The 16,509-nt window shown below is 41.9% G+C and carries 15 protein-coding genes; 7 read left to right on the top strand and 8 right to left on the bottom strand.

Annotated elements, in window-relative coordinates:
- Nucleotides 1-16 precede the first annotated feature (16 nt).
- From C7457_RS07150 to C7457_RS07115, 8 genes are all read right to left on the bottom strand, one after another.
- Nucleotides 17-1,852 carry a methyl-accepting chemotaxis protein gene (locus C7457_RS07150; RefSeq protein WP_121171510.1) on the bottom strand — a complete coding sequence of 612 codons (1,836 nt, stop codon included), beginning with the start codon at nt 1,850-1,852 and terminating at the stop codon, nt 17-19.
- A 126-nt stretch (nt 1,853-1,978) separates the two neighbouring features.
- Complete coding sequence (locus C7457_RS07145) at nt 1,979-4,456, bottom strand: putative bifunctional diguanylate cyclase/phosphodiesterase (protein WP_121171508.1); 2,478 nt, start codon at nt 4,454-4,456, stop codon at nt 1,979-1,981.
- 41 nt (nt 4,457-4,497) lie between these two features.
- Nucleotides 4,498-5,790, bottom strand: a complete 1,293-nt coding sequence (gene dpdA / locus C7457_RS07140; protein ID WP_121171506.1) for a tRNA-guanine transglycosylase DpdA — start codon at nt 5,788-5,790, stop codon at nt 4,498-4,500.
- Nucleotides 5,791-5,821: 31 nt separating this feature from the next.
- Nucleotides 5,822-6,712 carry a PD-(D/E)XK nuclease family protein gene (locus tag C7457_RS07135; RefSeq protein WP_170137383.1) on the bottom strand — a complete coding sequence of 297 codons (891 nt, stop codon included), beginning with the start codon at nt 6,710-6,712 and terminating at the stop codon, nt 5,822-5,824.
- Nucleotides 6,690-8,954 carry a DEAD/DEAH box helicase gene (locus C7457_RS07130; RefSeq protein WP_121171502.1) on the bottom strand — a complete coding sequence of 755 codons (2,265 nt, stop codon included), beginning with the start codon at nt 8,952-8,954 and terminating at the stop codon, nt 6,690-6,692. The genes C7457_RS07135 and C7457_RS07130 overlap by 23 nt, the downstream gene beginning before the upstream one ends.
- Nucleotides 8,938-9,369, bottom strand: coding sequence for a DUF6884 domain-containing protein (locus tag C7457_RS07125; protein WP_121171500.1), 432 nt, complete (start codon nt 9,367-9,369; stop codon nt 8,938-8,940). The genes C7457_RS07130 and C7457_RS07125 overlap by 17 nt, the downstream gene beginning before the upstream one ends.
- Entirely contained in the window at nt 9,354-10,295 is a 942-nt protein-coding gene (gene mnmL, locus C7457_RS07120; protein ID WP_121171498.1) for a tRNA modification radical SAM protein MnmL/YtqA, read from the bottom strand. Before mnmL ends, C7457_RS07125 begins: the two co-directional genes overlap by 16 nt.
- The gene (locus C7457_RS07115; RefSeq protein ID WP_121171495.1) at nt 10,295-10,678 is read right to left on the bottom strand and encodes a hypothetical protein; all 384 of its coding nucleotides are present in this window, start codon (nt 10,676-10,678) and stop codon (nt 10,295-10,297) included. Before C7457_RS07115 ends, mnmL begins: the two co-directional genes overlap by 1 nt.
- Nucleotides 10,679-10,782: 104 nt before the next feature.
- On the opposite strand from C7457_RS07115, the gene C7457_RS07110 reads away from it, so the two are divergent.
- The 7 genes from C7457_RS07110 to C7457_RS07080 all read left to right on the top strand — a co-directional run bounded on the left by C7457_RS07110 (nt 10,783) and on the right by C7457_RS07080 (nt 16,457).
- Complete coding sequence (locus C7457_RS07110) at nt 10,783-11,361, top strand: CDP-alcohol phosphatidyltransferase family protein (protein ID WP_121171492.1); 579 nt, start codon at nt 10,783-10,785, stop codon at nt 11,359-11,361.
- Nucleotides 11,358-12,362 (top strand): endolytic transglycosylase MltG, encoded by a 1,005-nt coding sequence (mltG, locus tag C7457_RS07105; RefSeq protein ID WP_170137382.1) that lies wholly within the window; start codon nt 11,358-11,360, stop codon nt 12,360-12,362. The genes C7457_RS07110 and mltG overlap by 4 nt, the downstream gene beginning before the upstream one ends.
- The gene (locus C7457_RS07100; RefSeq protein WP_121171488.1) at nt 12,344-13,489 is read left to right on the top strand and encodes an ATP cone domain-containing protein; all 1,146 of its coding nucleotides are present in this window, start codon (nt 12,344-12,346) and stop codon (nt 13,487-13,489) included. Before mltG ends, C7457_RS07100 begins: the two co-directional genes overlap by 19 nt.
- Nucleotides 13,486-13,866, top strand: a complete 381-nt coding sequence (gene crcB, locus C7457_RS07095) for a fluoride efflux transporter CrcB (protein ID WP_121171486.1) — start codon at nt 13,486-13,488, stop codon at nt 13,864-13,866. Before C7457_RS07100 ends, crcB begins: the two co-directional genes overlap by 4 nt.
- Before the next feature lie 63 nt (nt 13,867-13,929).
- Nucleotides 13,930-14,538: a TIGR00296 family protein gene (locus tag C7457_RS07090; RefSeq protein ID WP_121171484.1), complete on the top strand. Its 609-nt coding sequence runs from the start codon at nt 13,930-13,932 to the stop codon at nt 14,536-14,538.
- Nucleotides 14,539-14,548: 10 nt separating this feature from the next.
- Nucleotides 14,549-15,172, top strand: coding sequence for a site-2 protease family protein (locus C7457_RS07085; protein ID WP_121171481.1), 624 nt, complete (start codon nt 14,549-14,551; stop codon nt 15,170-15,172).
- Between the two features lie 13 nt (nt 15,173-15,185).
- Complete coding sequence (locus C7457_RS07080; protein WP_121171479.1) at nt 15,186-16,457, top strand: thymidine phosphorylase; 1,272 nt, start codon at nt 15,186-15,188, stop codon at nt 16,455-16,457.
- Nucleotides 16,458-16,509 lie beyond the last annotated feature (52 nt).

Here is a 16,509-nt window from a genome sequence, read left to right as displayed (position 1 = left end):
CCAGATAAATTAGGGTTTAAGAGGCTAACTTAGCCAATCTATTTGCTATCTCTTCCATCTGCTTTGTGTTTTTTAATATCAGATCTGCAGCCTCTTTAGATTCTGTTACATTTTTCAGGGAAATAGAAGCTGCTTCCTCTATCTGTTGGGCAGCAATTTTGGATTGCTCAACCATTTTTTTAAGAGTCTCTGCAGATTCTAAAAGCCCATTTGCGACGTTAAAGCTTTTCTCTATTTCTTCCTCACTTTCTTTAAGTTCAAATTTAAGATTCTGAAGTTTATCTCTCTCTCTGTCGAGGGAAAGTATCAAATTATCAATGTCGGATAATATAGATTCGATTTTTTCCATTAAAACTTCTATTGTGTTCTCTGCCCTGTCAAGCTGTTCTTCTGCATTAACAGCAAGGTCCCTAATATCGTTGCTCACATCGTTAAAACCATCTCCCAGTTCTCCTATCCGCGCAGCTTCAATAAGTCCACTTACAGCAAGATTTGTTATTTGAATAATGGTATTCTCTATCCTTCTGCACAGCTTCTGAATTGTTTTAACTTTTAATCTTATCGAGTTGATATCACTCTTTCGTCTAAGTAGAAGATCAGAAATTTCTCTTACTTTTTCCTCAATTCTAGAGATTGACTCCATAATAGACTGAAAGTTTTCCTTGCTCATCCTTAAGCCTTTTACCAAGTCTTCTAAGAAGGTATTCACTTCAAACATAAGGTTTTCGCCGTTTTCAGCTACTTTCAAGTTTTTTGAGGCATCATCCGCAGAAATCTCAGCGGCCTGTTCAATTTGGGAAAGAGCTTCAACTATTTGTTCTGTTGAGTTTTCAAGGGAATAAATAGAATTTCTAACTTCCTCAATAGAAGACAATAATTCTTTTCTCTCTAAATTTCCTTCCTTTACCGTATTTGTAAGGAGTAAAGCAGCTTTTTCTACCTGTTTAAAGGCATTTACTTGTTGAGATATGGTACTTGTTACCTCATTAATTGCACTTGCACTCTCCTCTGCTGCTGCTGATATAGTCTCTGTTCCTCTAAGGAGGAAATCAGCCTCTTTGTTAACTTCTTTTATCCTATTTAAAGATTCTTTTACAATTTCTGCTATTTCTACAAAGTGATTTATTAAATTCAATCCTTTTGAGGAAGCATTTTTTGCAATAATAGCTGTATCTTCTATCTCTTTTGTTACACTTTCAATTTCTTTCTGAAGTGTGCCAATGAGGTTCTGAACCTCTTTTACGTTTCCCCTTACTCCTTCGGCATAACTACTAGATTTTCCAGCTATATGTCTAATTTCAGATGCAACGACAGTAAAACTTCTTCCTTTATCCTCTGCTCGTGCAGCTTCTATTGCTGCGTTTAACGCAAAGAGGGAGGTTTTATTTGAAAGGTTAGTTATTAATTCAACTGCAGATGATATGTTTTCGCTTGCTTCAAGGATCTCTCTACTCTTTTGGGCTATTTTATCGGCTGAACGGGAAAAGTCCTGCATTCCGTTAACGCTTTCTTCGAGCCTTTCTGATGAGGCTTTAAGGGTTTTCTGGAGGTCCAGAACTACGTTCCTTACGTACTCTCCCTCGGATGTAAGCAAGTGGGCTTTGTTGTTTACTTCTTTTACGGTCGCTAGGGTTTCTTCGGCAGCTCCTGCACTTTCATCGGCAGCTGCGGCTATTTGCTCCATTGTGCTTTTGAGTTCCTCAATTGCTGCCATTCCGTCTTCACTAATTTGAAAAAATTTCTTTGAAAGTTCTTCGAGAGAGGTAGTTGCCGTTGTTGAGAAAGAATCTCTTTCTTTTTCTTCCCTTTTTTCCAAAACGTTACCTTCCTCTTTGAACTTAGAGAATCCCATAGAAACCTCCTAAAAGGGTTCGCCTTATAAAGGTTTCCATAGAAAGCGTTGTCTAATCTATAGGTTGATGGCGGCTGTCTATTAATATAGATTTTTCAAACCAACAAGCAAATAGCCATGACTTAACTATTCCAAAAAGTTTGAAATGTCTGAAGTGGGTTTTCCTAGGTAAAATCCTTGCCCGCAATCAACGCCAAGTTCTTTAACGGTTTGTTCTATTTCCTCATTCTCTATAAACTCTGCTATTGTTTTTATATTTAAAGCTTTAGCAAGGGTAATCAAACTCATTACAAATGCTTTGTCCATCCTGCTGCTTGGCAAGGAGCGAATAAATTCTCCATCGATTTTAACGTAGTCAATAGGAAGAAATTTAACGTACTGGAAAGAAGCAAATCCGGCTCCAAAGTCATCTATAGCAAATTGATAACCCTTTTCTTTTAGGTTAAGTGTAAATTTCTCCAAGAGTTTTATGTTTCTAACTGTTTCCCTCTCTGTTATCTCAAATACTACTTGATTAGGATTAATATTAGAACCAATGATACTGTCGATTTTTTGTATAAAGTCCGAAATTATCAAACTTTTAGGTGATAAATTGAAAAATAGTTTACATTTAAACTTATCTTTAAATTTTTGAACTATTGTTTCCATAACTTTTTCAAGCAGAATAAGATCCAACTTATAAACTAATCCTAAATTTTCTGCAGTCTCGATAAACTTATCTGCAGTAAGTATCTTCCCTTCGTGCTCAATTCTCATTAAAACTTCGAAAGCTTCAATCTTTCCTGTTTTCAAGTTTTTAATAGGTTGGTAATAAGGTATTACTTTCTTATTTTCAACAGCATCTAAGATGATAAAACTTTTATCCGCAGCACTTTGAAGAAGTTCTGCTATATCTTCCTGAGAAGGAACGGCTACTTTTCCCTTTCCTTCCTCTTTCGCCTTGTACATCATACTGTCAGCAACGGTGAAAAGTTCTTTGGCAGTCTTTCCATGGTAAGGAAACGTAGCAATTCCTATGGATGCTGTAGCTTTTATCTTTTTTCCATCAGGAGCTCGTATAGAAAATTTATTTAAGTTCTCTATGATTCTTGTAGCAATGGATAAAGCCTGCTCTATGTCTGCTAGGGGAAGGATAATTGCGAATTCGTCTCCTCCGTACCTAGCAATAACATCTCCCTTCCTTAAGGTGTTTTGTATTATTCTTGCAATTTCAACTAAAAACTCGTCCCCAAAGTGATGTCCGTAGGTATCGTTTACTACTTTAAAATTATCAAGGTCAATAACTAAGACTGAGAATGGATAGTTGTACCTCCTTGCTCTGTTTACTTCGTAATCTAAGAGCTCCCAGAAGAGCCTTTGATTGTAGAGTCCAGTAAGAGGATCTCTCGTAGCGTAATACTCTAGTTCTTTAGTGTACTTACTTATGGCTTTTATAGAACCTACATAGTTGAGCAAAATAGAAAGGATACTTTCTATTGCTAACGCCTTTGTGCTGTTTTCAGTTTCTGTTATGTGAACTCCTAGACCTACTACTCCACCAACTAAAGGTTGGTCTACTATTAAGGCTTTTGCAATATTGATTATCTCTTTGGATTCAAGAAGTTCTTTAAGATTTGAACAAATTTTTTCCTTTCCTACAGGAATATGTTCAAAGTCTATCAAGAAATTTTCATCGTAAAGTCCTTTTTCTTTTAAAACTTTGATAATGTAGTTTTCGACTAGATGAGTAAATTTTTTATAGTTTTTACAGTTCCAAAAGATAGTAGCTGTAAATTTCGATTCTCCCTCCTTAAATATTGAGAAGAAATAAGTATAATCAATAATTTCATTGAGCTGCTGTAATATATCTCTTAGAAAAGAACGCCAATCATTTATCGAATCAGAGGTCAGCATGAACTTTTCTAGGATTTTAGTTTCAAACTCTAAGATATTCTTATCAACAGCAATCTTTTTGATTCTGTCGATTAACTTATTTATGTTTTCTTGAATTTTTACGAATTCCTCAAATGGTAATTCAAGTAACTCTTTTTCAAGTTTTGATAAATCATCTAAACTATTGATGTTTTCTATCTTCCTAGATATGGATTTTATGGATTTTGTTAACTCTTTATCTGAAAGTTCGGAAAGTAAGAAGACGATTAGTCCAGGAAATAGGGAAAATAGAGCTGCTAAAGTAATTTTCTTATTTATTTCTTTGATGTAGTAAGAAATATCCTGCTCTATTTCTATACTTCCTGAAAAGTTTTTCATTTGGATTGGATAAACAAGAATTATCTTATTACCTATTTTCTCTTTTTTATGCACTATTTTATTTTGAATAAGTCTGATTTTTAAGCCTCTCCTTTTAAATCTGTCTTTTAATTGAGATAAATAATCTTTCAGTTTATCATCAGACATAGAGAAGTTTTTAAGATCATAAACAATTTGTTCGGCAATAGCCTGAGATGTCTGAAAGGAGAGTTTTTCCATTTCCTGTGATATAATGAACTTGTTTAATTCGTATGTTATGAACAGCAGTGATACTATCAATACTAAATGAGTTATTAAGAAAAAGTGGCTTATTTTAACTTTGCCTAATCTCAAAACTTTAGAAAACCTTTTCAAGGTTTCCTCCTTTTAGCGATCAAAAAGATAAAATATAATGTCTAAATATAATTCATACCAAATTCGGATTCGGATTTCACATGCTCCTTTAAACTTGTATGAAAGAGATACGTGTTATGAAAGCCTCGGCGCTTGTTTCGGTTTGAACCTCTGAATATGACTACGTCTATTCCAAGTTCCCTACAGATAGGGCAGGAACACTCTTTCCAGATTTTGCTCTTTAAGAGTTTCAGGTAGAGCTCCGCATACTTATCTTCTTTAAACTCCCCCCTGTAAAAGAGTTTATCGTAGGAGATTATATCCTCAACTAGAGCTCCCACTTCCCTTAAACTCCCCCTATCGTACTTCCTTAAGTTCTTCAGTATCCTCTCTTCCGTTTCCTTAAGGTTCTCGTAGTTTCCCTTCAACCTCTTTGAAAGCCTCGGGTTTGAGGAGTCTGGAATTCTTATAGAGGCATACCAGTTTCCATCAACTCCCAGGTAGTTTTCCTTGGCCTTTAGCCAAGCCTTCCTAAAGTATGAGGCACTGTCAAAGCTGTAGACTCCAAAAGATGCCATTTTAGGTAGGAGCTCCTCCCTTAAAACCCCAAGTAGGTGAACTTTAACCTCAGATAGGTCAACTTCCCTGTAGAGCTCCTCAAGAAGAGAAGATATGAAATCGGTGCTCCTTGGAACTAAACCGCCTACTGCTACATACCTGTATCCCATCTTTACGAGCTCTTTAACGCTGTCAACGTAGGTTTCAACAGAGTACCCTTGGGCTGCTCCTACCGGAGTAAAGGGAGCTCCTAAACTCTCCTTTAAGAACTCCTTAGCGTTTTTAAGGCTTAATTCCCTTCTCCACTCAAGCTCCCATTCAGAGAGAGTTAGCTTTACCCTCCCTCCCCTTGCAGGCTTTGCATCTGTAAAATCAAACTTATCTACATCCTCCTTTTCAACCGTAATGACTTCACTGCAGATGTGGTCAACAGAGATTCCGTAGTCAAAACCGAGCTTTGAGTAGATTTCAACTGCTTCAAAAATCTCAATCTGGGGCTCTTTACTGCTTACGTAAGTGAAGGCTCCGCAATCTCCCAAAAGGGGAAAGGAGGAAGGGAGTTTTAAATACTTTTTAATGTTCTTATAACCCCTAATTGTCGGCCTTCCGTTTTCCCTAATGAGCCTTAGCTTTAGCTTAAAAACTCCGAGGCTAACGAGTATTCCGTCGTAGGGAGGAGGATTGAAGATCTCATGGGCAAAGAGGGAATTTTTAAAACCGCCTTTACCGTAGGTATCCTTAATCGGGTCAAAGTCCCTGTGAACCCAGTCCTCCCAGTAGGGCATAAAGTACTTCAAGCTCTTCTCCGGTCAAAAAGTGTGGGAGAAATTATCTCAAAGAGGAAAACTTTTCACAGTCAAACCTAAAGTCACACTGGGAACAGGTTTTCTTATCAATCTCTTTTGGGAGTTCCCACTTTCCGCTCTCTTTTGACTTTTCTATTTTTTTTACTATCTCAGAGAACTCCTCAATAAACCTCTCTACCTTCTTAATTGTTTCTTCCTCTGTAAAGTCAATCGCGTAAAGTGGACTACCGTTTTCCTTAACAAGCTCGTTCATAAATAAAAGAACAGCCTTTTTTGGATAACTCCCGTTTTTCTCCTTAAAGAGGTAGCCGTAAACGAACATCTGCTTTTCGTAAATATCCAACTTCCTCTTTCCGTAGGGAGTTGAAGGATCTGGCCTGTCCATTCCCTTATAATCCCAGATTTCAAAGTTTTCATTCTCTTCTTTTAGGGCATCAACTATCCCATAGAGGATAAACTCAGAGAGCTCCTTAACGAGTCTTAGTTCGGCCTCAACGATTTTCGGGATAAACTCCTCTCCGTAGAGGCGGCAAAACTCCTTTAAGATTGAAATTACCTTCTCCCTAACCTTTGGAGAAGTCGGCCTTATCCCCTCTGCCTCCATTGAGGTTTCAACTTTTCTAAAGATTTCCTCAACTTCATCTGGGGAAATTACCCTTCCTTTAATCCTGTAAATTGTGTGGGCCCTCTTTAAAAACCTGTGGATTACGCTACCGTACCATTCCTGAGTTGGGTTTGAGGGGGAAAAGCCGTAAAAGCGGTAAAGGCCGTACTGCCTAGGGCATATGGAGTAGGATATAATATCTCCGGTAATGGTGTAACGCTCCTTTACTTTTCCCTTATTTAAGGTTAACTTCTTGCCTAATCTTTTACTGAACCTCTCCAGCCCTTCAACTATCTTTTCCGGCCTCACTTTCAAGCCTCTTTATGAATAAATTTTTGAACTTTGAGTTTCCATCGTGGTCAAATCCTGGGAAGGCTGCGCTCTTCCAAGGTCTCTTTTCATCGTAATCAATTCTATCTTTGATTAAGATTACAAGGGCGTAAATTGCCCTTGAGTAAGCAACGAAAAACTTCTTTACAGCATCAATCGCACTCCTTTCCCAGGAGTTCTCCACCCTGTACGGAAGGAAATCTTTAAACAGGTCCTCAAACTTTGAGAGCCTCATATCTGAGGAAACTCCGTCAACTTCCCCAACGAGGACTATGGGAAACTCAAGGCCCTTTGACTGGTGGATTGTCATGAGGGGGAAGTAGCTTGGCGGAACCCCCGGGAGCTCCTCCTGGTCAACCTCTCCACCTATTAAAAGGGGAAGGAAGGAGCGGTAAAATTCAACAAAGCTTAAGAGCCTTGAAGTTATAAGTCTCAGCCACCTTTCCCTTTCCTCACTACTTAGACCTTCAGGCTCTTTAACATCAAGGGAAAGCTCCTCTGAGAGCTCTCTTAACTTTTCCTCAAGGTCCTCAAACTTATCAATCTCTTTCCTTGCCAAATTCTCAACTGCCGAAATGAGCTGACTCAGCCTTGCAAGGTTAAACTTTTCAATCTCAGTTAGCTTTTTAAATTCTCCTATTAAAGGGGGAATTAGCCTATAAAAGGCTTCAAGTATTGAGAGTTCCCCCTTTAAAAGACCTCTCTTTAGTTCCTCCAAAAGGTCTTGCGGAAAAGAGGAATCTTCCTTTCCAGCTTTAAGGTTTAATAGGAGCTCGTTATCCATAGAGGTATGAGGGGGAACGATTCTAAGGAGAGCTCTAACGGTTGTGTAAACCTCTTTCCTCTCCTTAAAGGCCTTTGAGCGTGGGTTGTAAACGCCTATTCCTTCCTCTTCAAACTTCTCTCTAATAAGGGCTGCTAATGTTTTCTTGCCCTCATAGTCTTTCTCTCTCGTGCTGGGAAGGAGGAGAACGGCGTCTGAGTAGTCCTCAATTACTCCCCTATCCTTTAAGGACTTTACAAGTTTAGCTGTAAAGTCGGCTAGGAGCTCGTTGCTTCCCTTAACTTCAAATACTGCCCCTTTTAGCTCAGAGAATGAGTCTATTCCTGAGTTCCATAGGACCTTTTTATCCGTTGAGAGTTTTTTCCACGTCTCTGAGAACTCCTTATTCTTCCTGTGCTTTTTCATAAAGTAGTTTATAAATGCGACTATTGACTTATCTGAACGGTAGTTTTCAAGGAGCTTAACGGTTCCAGGGTTTTCCTTGGAATTTTTTAATAAAGCTTTTTTACACCTTCTCTCAAAATTGATGAAACACTCAACTACTGCTCCCCTAAACCTGTATAAGGCCTGGTAGTCATCACCGACAACCGTAAGGTTTTTACTGCCCTCTGCAAGCTTAAAGTAGATTTTCTCATCAATCGGGTTTGTATCCTGATACTCATCAACCAAAACTGCCTTAATTCCCGGAAAGTAATCACTACCGTCTCCGTTTAGAAAGAGCTTCCCCTCCTCACTCTTTAAAAACTTGTAGAACATCCTCTCAAGGAGTGAGTGGTCTAAGAAGCGGTTATTCTTTGCAACTTTTACGTACTTTGAGTAAAGATTTCCCGCTTGAGCTAAGACCTCGTTGGAGCTCTCTTTAAGACTCTCTTCTGAAACCATGTTCTGAGTGAGGAAGTCAAAGAGGAAGGAAAGGAGGGAGAGCCTGCTTAAGGGAGTATCATCCTCTCTTTTAAAGGCCTCAAAGAAGGGGCCCTCTCCCCTTTCTATCTCTTCTGAGAATTCCCTGTATATGAAGAGCTGTCTCTCAAAATCGCTTATGAGCCTGTACTTTTCGTACTTCCCGTACTGGAACTCGTCCATAACCCTTGCTGCCAAGGAGTGTAGGGTTCCGCAGTATAGCTCGTAAGGTTCAAGGGAAATAGAGCGGTTAATCTCCTTTAACTTCCCACAGTAGGAGACAATCCTTGATAGGAGCTCATTTGCTGCTTTACGCGTAAATGAAACTAAGAAAATCGACTTTGGAGGAAGGTTTTTAACCGTCATAAAGTAGAGAGCTCTCAAAACTAAAACTTCAGTTTTTCCAGAACCTGGACCTGCAACGACCTTTAGGGGTTTTAGAGGATAGGAGATTGCCTTCTTCTGGTTTTTGTTTAACCTCTTACCCGAAATCTCCTCTACTACTTCAAAGAACTCATCCTTACTTAGAAATCCCAAAACCAGCCTCCCTCAGAACTTTGGGAAGAAGGCCTATTCCCTTCATATTTCCCCTTCCGAAGGAGAGAAACTCAACTCCTGCTTCCTCTGCAGCCTCTTTGAGGCAGTCGTAGTAGTCTTTCCTTGCTCCTCCTCTAAAGTAAACAATTGCATCAAAATCCTTTAAGACTTTAACTATCTGTTTTTTTAGTTCTTTACACCTTTGAGGGTTCATTACCCTTTCATAAGGTTTAATTACTTCATCTCCAGGAACCAGGCCGTACTGAGCACTCAGAATAAAGAAGGGAACTCCGAGCTCCTTTGAGCGCCTGTATAGGTGCCTTATCCTTGCGCTCTTATAGAGCCTTCCTGCAACTTCCGGTTTATCCTCCTTCTTTCCCCCACAGGCGGTTATTAGGGCTACCTTCCTCTGCAAACTTCCCCCTTAAAACGGCACTTTGCTCCCTGGTAGGTATCTCTCCATTCAAACTCCCTTCTTATTTCCTCTATCACCCTGTGCTTTTCCCTCTGGGTGCACCATGAAGGGCCGATTAGAATATCAGGTGGAGCTTCCCCGGTCATTCTTTGAATTACCGTACTTTCCGGGAGCCTCTCTATAAAGTCAACAACGAGTTTTACGTACTCTTCAAGCTCTAGTAACTTAAAGGGCTTTTCCTTATAAATCCTTGCAAGTTCTGTCCCCTCAATAACGTGTAAGGGATGAATCTTTACTCCATCAAGCCTTAGAGAGGCTATAAAATCGGCAGTTTCCATCATGTCTTTGTAGTCTTCAGTTAGAAGGCCTAAGATTGTGTGGACACAGAGCTTTATCTCAGGGTAGTTCCTTACCCTTAAGACTGCATCAACGAAGTCTGAAACTCCGTGCCCTCTGTTCATGAACCTTAAACTCTTAAAGTGGGAGCTCTCAAGGCCAAGCTCAAGCCAAACCAGGTATTTATCTGTATAGGAGCTAAGGAGCTGAAGGACTTCATCGGGAACGCAGTCGGGCCTCGTTCCGACTATGAAACCAACAACTTCTTTAAACTCCCTTACAGTGTCGTAGAGCTCCTTCAGAACGTTAACGGGAGCGTAGGTGTTTGTGTAGGCCTGAAAGTAGACAAGGAACTTCTTAGCCCCGTAGCGGCGGCCTACCCTCTCCATTCCTTCCCTTATCTGCTCCCTTACGCTGAGAGCTCTCTTTTCAGGCCTGTACTCTGAGCCTGAATAGCAGTAGATGCAGCCACCTTTTCCCTTCGTTCCGTCACGGTTGGGACAGGTAAAGCCTGCATCTACCGTTATTCTAAAGACCTTCTCTCCGAAGGTTTCCTTTAAATACTTAGAGTAGGAGTAGTACCTCTCCACTACTCTTCCTCTTCCTCCTCTTCAAACTCAATCCCTATTGGAATAAACTCTGCAACGTCCGAAAGCCCCCACTCTTCGAACTTCCTGCTACCTTCCTCCTCACACTCAATAGGAACAACGAATATAAATCCCTCTCCTGAACGGCGGCAGTGCTCTGCGATCGCCTTTGCCTTTTTCTCGGCCTCTTCGGTGTTTAAGGTGTTGCAGTCTTCAACCTGAACTGCAACCTGTTGCCTCTCGCCCTCCTCGTTCTCATAGACTGCAAGGAAGTCGGGAAGGTACTCCTCTCCCTCTGCTTCAGGTTCGTAGATTTCAAAACCCTCCTCTTCCATGAGGATTGCCATGAGCTCCATAAGCTCTTCTTTCGTTAATCCTTTTTCCATCTCTCTCCTCCCTTGAACCTTAAAATTAAATTATTTCCTTAAGTAGTAAATTACAATGAACAGTTAATATAATTCCAATTAAGTTTAAAAGCGAAGAAGGGAAGATGATAAGCTCTACGAACATTAAGGCCAAAACTCAGGAGCTCCTAAGGCCTTTAGCCCAGAATTTAGAAAGTATAGGGGTTACTCCTAACGCCATTACCTTTTTAGGATTTATTCTCTCCCTACTATCTGGAATACTCATTGGAGTTGGAGAAGTTCTTTCAGGAGCTCTCCTTTTCACACTTTCAGGCCTCTGTGATACGTTAGACGGGATTTTGGCGAGGGTTTCGGGGAGGAAGAGCTCTTTTGGAGCTTTTCTAGACTCCTTCCTTGATAGGTACTCAGACTTCTTCCCCCTTGCAGGAGTATGCTACTTTGCCCACGTTAATCAGGATTCCCTTCTCCTAGTTTTAACCCTTTTAACTATTGCAGGCTCTTATGCGACCAGCTACGCAAGGGCAAGGGCGGAATCACTGGGGGTTGACTGTAAAGTCGGCTTAGTTGAGAGGCCTGAGAGGTTCTTCATCCTCCTCTTTGCCCTTTTCACGGGGTACCTACTTCCGACTTTAAGTGTCCTCGCCGTCCTCACGAACTTTACGGCCTTTCAGCGCCTAATGTGTACAATGAGGGAGCTCTCTTGAAGAAGTTCATAGTTTTCCTCCTCCTAATAGGGGTTGCTCTTTCCTTCCTCTACGTAAGGCAAGAGCTCTTTAAAGAACGATACGTCTCCCTCCACTTTGAGGTAAAGAGGGGAGAGACGCTAAAAGAAGTGGTAGATAGGCTCTCAAAGGAAGGGGTTACTGATGAGCCGACCCTTCTGTACTACTTTGGAAGGTATAAGGGAATAGAGGTAAAGAGCGGCTGTTACGACATAAAAGGGAAACTCTCACCGGTTGAAGTTTTAAAGGAACTAACAGAAGGTAGGCCGTGCTTAAAGTCATTTACGATAGTTCCCGGCTCTAACATCTTTGAAGTTGATAAACTCTTATCTCAAAAGGGTTTTTGTAAAGAGGGGGAAGTCCTAAAACTATCAAAAGACAAAAGTTTCCTCAAAGGGCTTAAAGTTCCCTCTCTTGAGGGATTTATATATCCAGATACTTACTTCGTTAACAGAGAGAGTTCCTGCAGGGAAGTTCTAAAGGTGGCCGTCAGCAGGTTCCACAGTGTAGTTGACCCACTCTTTAAAAACTACACTCCTCCTGACAGGGTTAAAAAAGCCCTTAAAGACGTTGATTTAATCAAGATAGTTACGGTTGCTTCAATAGTTGAGAAGGAGACTTCACTTAAAGAGGAGAGGCCCTTAATTGCAGCAGTTATATACAACAGGTTAAAAAGGGGTATGAAAGTTCAGTGTGACCCGACAGTAATCTACGCTTTAAAGCTGAAAGGAGTTGAAAAGGAAAGGCTCCTTTATAAAGACTTAACCGTAAATTCCCCCTACAACACTTACCTGTACAGTGGCCTTCCGCCAGGACCTATCTGCAACCCTTCACTCTCTTCAATTGAGGCAGCCCTATACCCGGCAGATGTAAACTACCTCTACTTTGTTGCAAACGGCCGTGGAGGACACACCTTCAGCCGGAGCTATAATCAGCATTTAAAAGAGGTGAGGAAGTATAGAAAATGGCTAAACGGTTCGTAGTAGAGAGCTCAGGGGAGAAGTTTCCCTTTTCTAGGGGCGTTCTCGTCCGTTCACTAACTAAGGTGGGACTATCGGTTGAGGATGCTTATAGGGTTGCAGACCTTGTAGCTCAAAAGTTTAAGGGGACGATAACTACAGAGGAGCTTATTGAACTCGTCTATAAGGTTTTAAAGTCCCAGTTCGGGAAGAAAGTGGCAAACCGCTATAAGAGGCTGGTTAAGGAGAGGGAAGTTTTAGTATGTGAGGAGTGTGGCAAGTCCTTCTCCCCATTCTCAAGGGGAATACTAGCCTCGTCAATCCGTTCTGCAGGCGTTGATATTAAGGAAGCTTATGAGATTGCTAAAGAGGTTTACGACTACCTCGTAAAGAGGGGGCTGTTCCGCATCAAGCGCTCTGAACTTAGGGAGCTTACCGCAAAGCTCTTAAAGAAGAAGTTAGGTGAGGAGTTTGCCCAGAGGTACCTCCTGTGGAGGAAGGCTAAGAGGTTTGATAAGCCGATAATAATTTTGATTGGAGGGGCAACCGGAGTCGGGAAGTCAAGGCTCTCAGCAGAGCTTGCGGGAATCCTTGAGATTAACAGGATAGCCTCAACCGACTCTATAAGGGAAGTTATGAGGAAGATGGTTTCAGAGGAGCTCTCCCCTTCCCTCCACGTCTCATCTTACCGGGCTGGAGATGAGATTCCCTACCTTAAAGAACTTCCGAAGGAGGAGAGGGTAATCTACGGCTTCCTTGACCAGAGCGAGAAGGTCCTAACTGGAATAGAGGCAGTAATAAACAGGGCGATTAAGGAGAACGTTAGCCTTGTTGTTGAGGGAATTCACCTAATACCTGGAATAGCGAATAAGTTCAAGAATAAGGCTTACGTTGTCCACATACTCCTTACAACTCTAGACGAGGAGATGCATAAGAGCAGGTTTAAGTCAAGGGAGAGGAGCTCCCAGAGAACGAGCAAAAAGTACCTGAAGAACTTTAAGGCCATAAGGAGAATTCAAGACTTCCTCTACCAAAAGGCGAAGGAGACGAATACTCCGGTAATTGAGAACATTGACTTTGACCAGACTAGGGATAAGGCGCTTGAGGTCATAACGGATAGACTCGTTGAGTTAACGGGGGTTAAGGCGTGAACACCTTAATCTGGATTGGTACAGGAGGTTTCTTCGGGGCAATTGCCCGCTTTTTAATTTCAGGGCTAGTTCAAAAGCACTTTCAAGTCCCGTTTCCGGTGGGAACTTTAGCGGTTAACGTCCTTGGAAGTTTCCTAATAGGTTTTTTTGTCCTACTTTTTGAGGAAATAATAGCTCCTCAGTACAAAGGAATGTTAATAACCGGTTTCCTCGGTGCCCTTACGACCTTCTCAACTTTTAGCTATGAAACTTCAATCTTAATCCTTGAGGGAGCTTACTTGAGAGCCCTCTTAAACGTCCTCCTCAACGTCTTCCTCTGCTTAACTGCAACCTTCCTCGGTATGTGGACCTTTAAGACACTCTTTAGAGGACTTTAAAAGGTTGCTACTCCCTCCAGTTTGGAATTTCTTAAAAAGTAGAAAGTTTAAAAGGAGGGAGAGATGTTGCTTGACCTTGAAAAGGGAGAGTTCCTCGTAAAACTTGCAAGGCTGGCCGCTGAAGAGTACTTGAAGAGGGGAGTTAAGGTAGAACCTCCACCAAGCACTCCTAAAGAACTGTGGGAAGAGAGGGGAGTTTTCGTAACCATAAAGAGGTACCCAAGCAGGGAACTTAGGGGCTGTATAGGGTATCCGGAGCCTATAATGCCCTTAGTTCTAGCCACTATTGATGCATCAATAAGTGCCGCAACGAGAGACCCCCGCTTTTACCCAATGAGGCCTGAGGAACTCCCCCACGTAACCTTTGAAGTAACAGTTCTAACTCCCCCTCAGCCAATTAACGTTCCACCTGAAGAACTTCCAAAGGCTATAAAGGTTGGACGTGACGGCCTTATAGTAAGGTGTGGGATGGCAAGCGGACTTCTCCTTCCTCAGGTGCCCGTAGAGTGGGGCTGGAACGAGGAAGAGTTCCTATCTCAAACCTGTATGAAGGCGGGCCTTCCTCCAAACTGCTGGCTTGACCCAAGGTGTAAGTTCTATAAGTTTCAGGGACAGATATTTACAGAAGTTGAACCCTACGGGGAAGTTGTGGAGGAAGAAATTTCTCCATAGGAGGTAAGGCTTGGAAAACTGGATACTTGACCTTTTAGTAGCACTACCGGCAGTTCTCTGGGCCATAACTATCCACGAGTTTGCCCACGGGATCGTAGCCTACAAACTCGGAGACCCTACTCCAAAACTTCAGGGAAGGCTCACACTGAATCCCCTTGCCCACATTGACATTTTAGGTTTCGTTGCCCTACTGCTGGTTAAGTTCGGGTGGGCTAAACCTGTAATGGTAAATCCGAGGAACTTTAGAAAGCTCGGACCTCGCTGGGGAGAGGTTGCAGTTTCAATAGCAGGGCCGATGGCTAACTTCTTAAGCGCCCTGGTTTCAGCACTCCTACTAAAATACTTTCCCTTTGAGTTACTTCCAGTTGGCGTAGCCCAGCCCCTATTCTTAATCCTCAAGTACAGCCTCTTCATCAACGTTGCCTTTGGAGTTTTTAACCTCCTTCCGATTCCACCTCTTGACGGAGCAAAAGTCCTTGAGGCTTTTCTTCCTTACAACCTGTACTTAAAGTACAAACAGGTAGAGCCCTACGGTCCAATTATTCTGATAATTCTAGTTATCAGCCCGATTCTCAACTGGATATTAGTCCCCCTCGTTAACGGAATGGTCAAGGCAATTCTCGTCTTAACCTAATTTAAGGTGAACCATGATTTTTAAAGAGATTATTAAGAAGAAACGGGACGGTTTTGAACTCTCCAAAGAGGAAATTTCCTTTGCCGTTAAATCCTACACTCTCGGCCAGACGCCAGACTACCAGATGGCCGCCCTCCTTATGGCGGTTTTCTTAAAGGGAATGAGCTACGACGAAACTCTCCATATGACAGAAGCAATGCTAAAGAGCGGTAAAACGGTGGAGCTCTCCCTTGAAGGGCCAATAGTTGATAAACACAGCACAGGAGGAATAGGGGATAAGGTCTCTATCGTTCTAGCCCCCGTTCTTGCAGAACTGGGTTTTAAGGCTCCACTTCTTGCAGGAAGGGCCCTCGGATTTACTGGAGGAACTATAGACAAGCTTGAGAGTACGGGATTGAAGGTGGAGCTCTCAGCAGAAGAGATTGAGGAAGTGGTTAGAAGGTTTGGCTTTTCAATTTCAGCCCAGACAAAGGAGATTGCACCGGCAGACAGGAAGATTTACGCCCTGAGGGATGCAACAGCAACGGTTGAAAGTATTCCCCTAATAGTCTCTTCAATTCTCAGTAAGAAGTTAGCAGTGAATACTGAAGCGATAGTTTTTGACGTAAAAGTTGGAAGTGGCGCCTTTATGAAGGATATGGAGAGTGCTAAAGAACTGGCTCAGGGCCTAGTTGAAGTTAGTAAGCTCTACGGTAAAAAGGCTGCAGCTTTGATAACCGATATGAACCAACCTTTAGGAATCTATGCAGGAAATGCCCTTGAAGTGAGGGAGAGCTATGAGGCCCTCTCAGGGAAAATTTCACAGGACCTCCTTGAGGTAGTTTCATCCTTAACTGGAGCCCTCTACTTTTTAACGGGGAGGGGAAGTTTTGAAAAGGGAAAGAGGGAGGCAGAAAGGGTAATCAGAGAAGGGAAGGCCCTTAAAAGATTTAAAGAGTGGGTTGAGTACTTGGGAGGAAATCCCTACCCTGAAGTAAAGGCTAAGAAGTTGGAAGTTAGAGCTCCCTATAGCGGTTACGTAGCAGGAATTAACGGGGAAGAACTGGGATGGTTAATCGTAGAGCTTGGGGGAGGAAGGAAGAGGGCAGGAGAGGAGATAGACTACTCGGTAGGTCTTTCCTTCTCAAAGAAGGTTGGAGATAGGGTAGAGGAAGGTGAGTTAATCGGAGAGATTTACTGTAATAGCGGAAGTAAAAAGGAATTTATAGAGAAATTCCTATCAGCTTACACTTTCTCTGATGAGCCTACTCAAAAGCTTAAGCTAATAAAGGAGTTCATCACCTAGGACTTGTAATTGTAGATACTGTATTTTAGATTTCATTTAACTAAGATCGTAT

This window comes from Thermovibrio guaymasensis (assembly GCF_003633715.1).
In the GTDB taxonomy this organism is placed as follows: Bacteria; Aquificota; Aquificia; order Desulfurobacteriales; family Desulfurobacteriaceae; genus Thermovibrio; species Thermovibrio guaymasensis.
The sequence above is the reverse complement of the archived record's forward strand: the minus strand, read 5'-3'. Positions and strand labels throughout refer to the sequence as shown.

Bases quoted from the DNA above. Each gene is read 5' to 3' on its own strand.
- C7457_RS07150 (WP_121171510.1), bottom strand. From the start codon at position 1,852: ATGGGATTCTCTAAGTTCAAAGAGGAAGGTAACGTTTTGGAAAAAAGG.
- C7457_RS07115 (WP_121171495.1), bottom strand. From the start codon at position 10,678: ATGGAAAAAGGATTAACGAAAGAAGAGCTTATGGAGCTCATGGCAATC.
- C7457_RS07110 (WP_121171492.1), top strand. From the start codon at position 10,783: ATGATAAGCTCTACGAACATTAAGGCCAAAACTCAGGAGCTCCTAAGG.
- C7457_RS07100 (WP_121171488.1), top strand. From the start codon at position 12,344: ATGGCTAAACGGTTCGTAGTAGAGAGCTCAGGGGAGAAGTTTCCCTTT.
- C7457_RS07090 (WP_121171484.1), top strand. From the start codon at position 13,930: ATGTTGCTTGACCTTGAAAAGGGAGAGTTCCTCGTAAAACTTGCAAGG.
- C7457_RS07080 (WP_121171479.1), top strand. From the start codon at position 15,186: ATGATTTTTAAAGAGATTATTAAGAAGAAACGGGACGGTTTTGAACTC.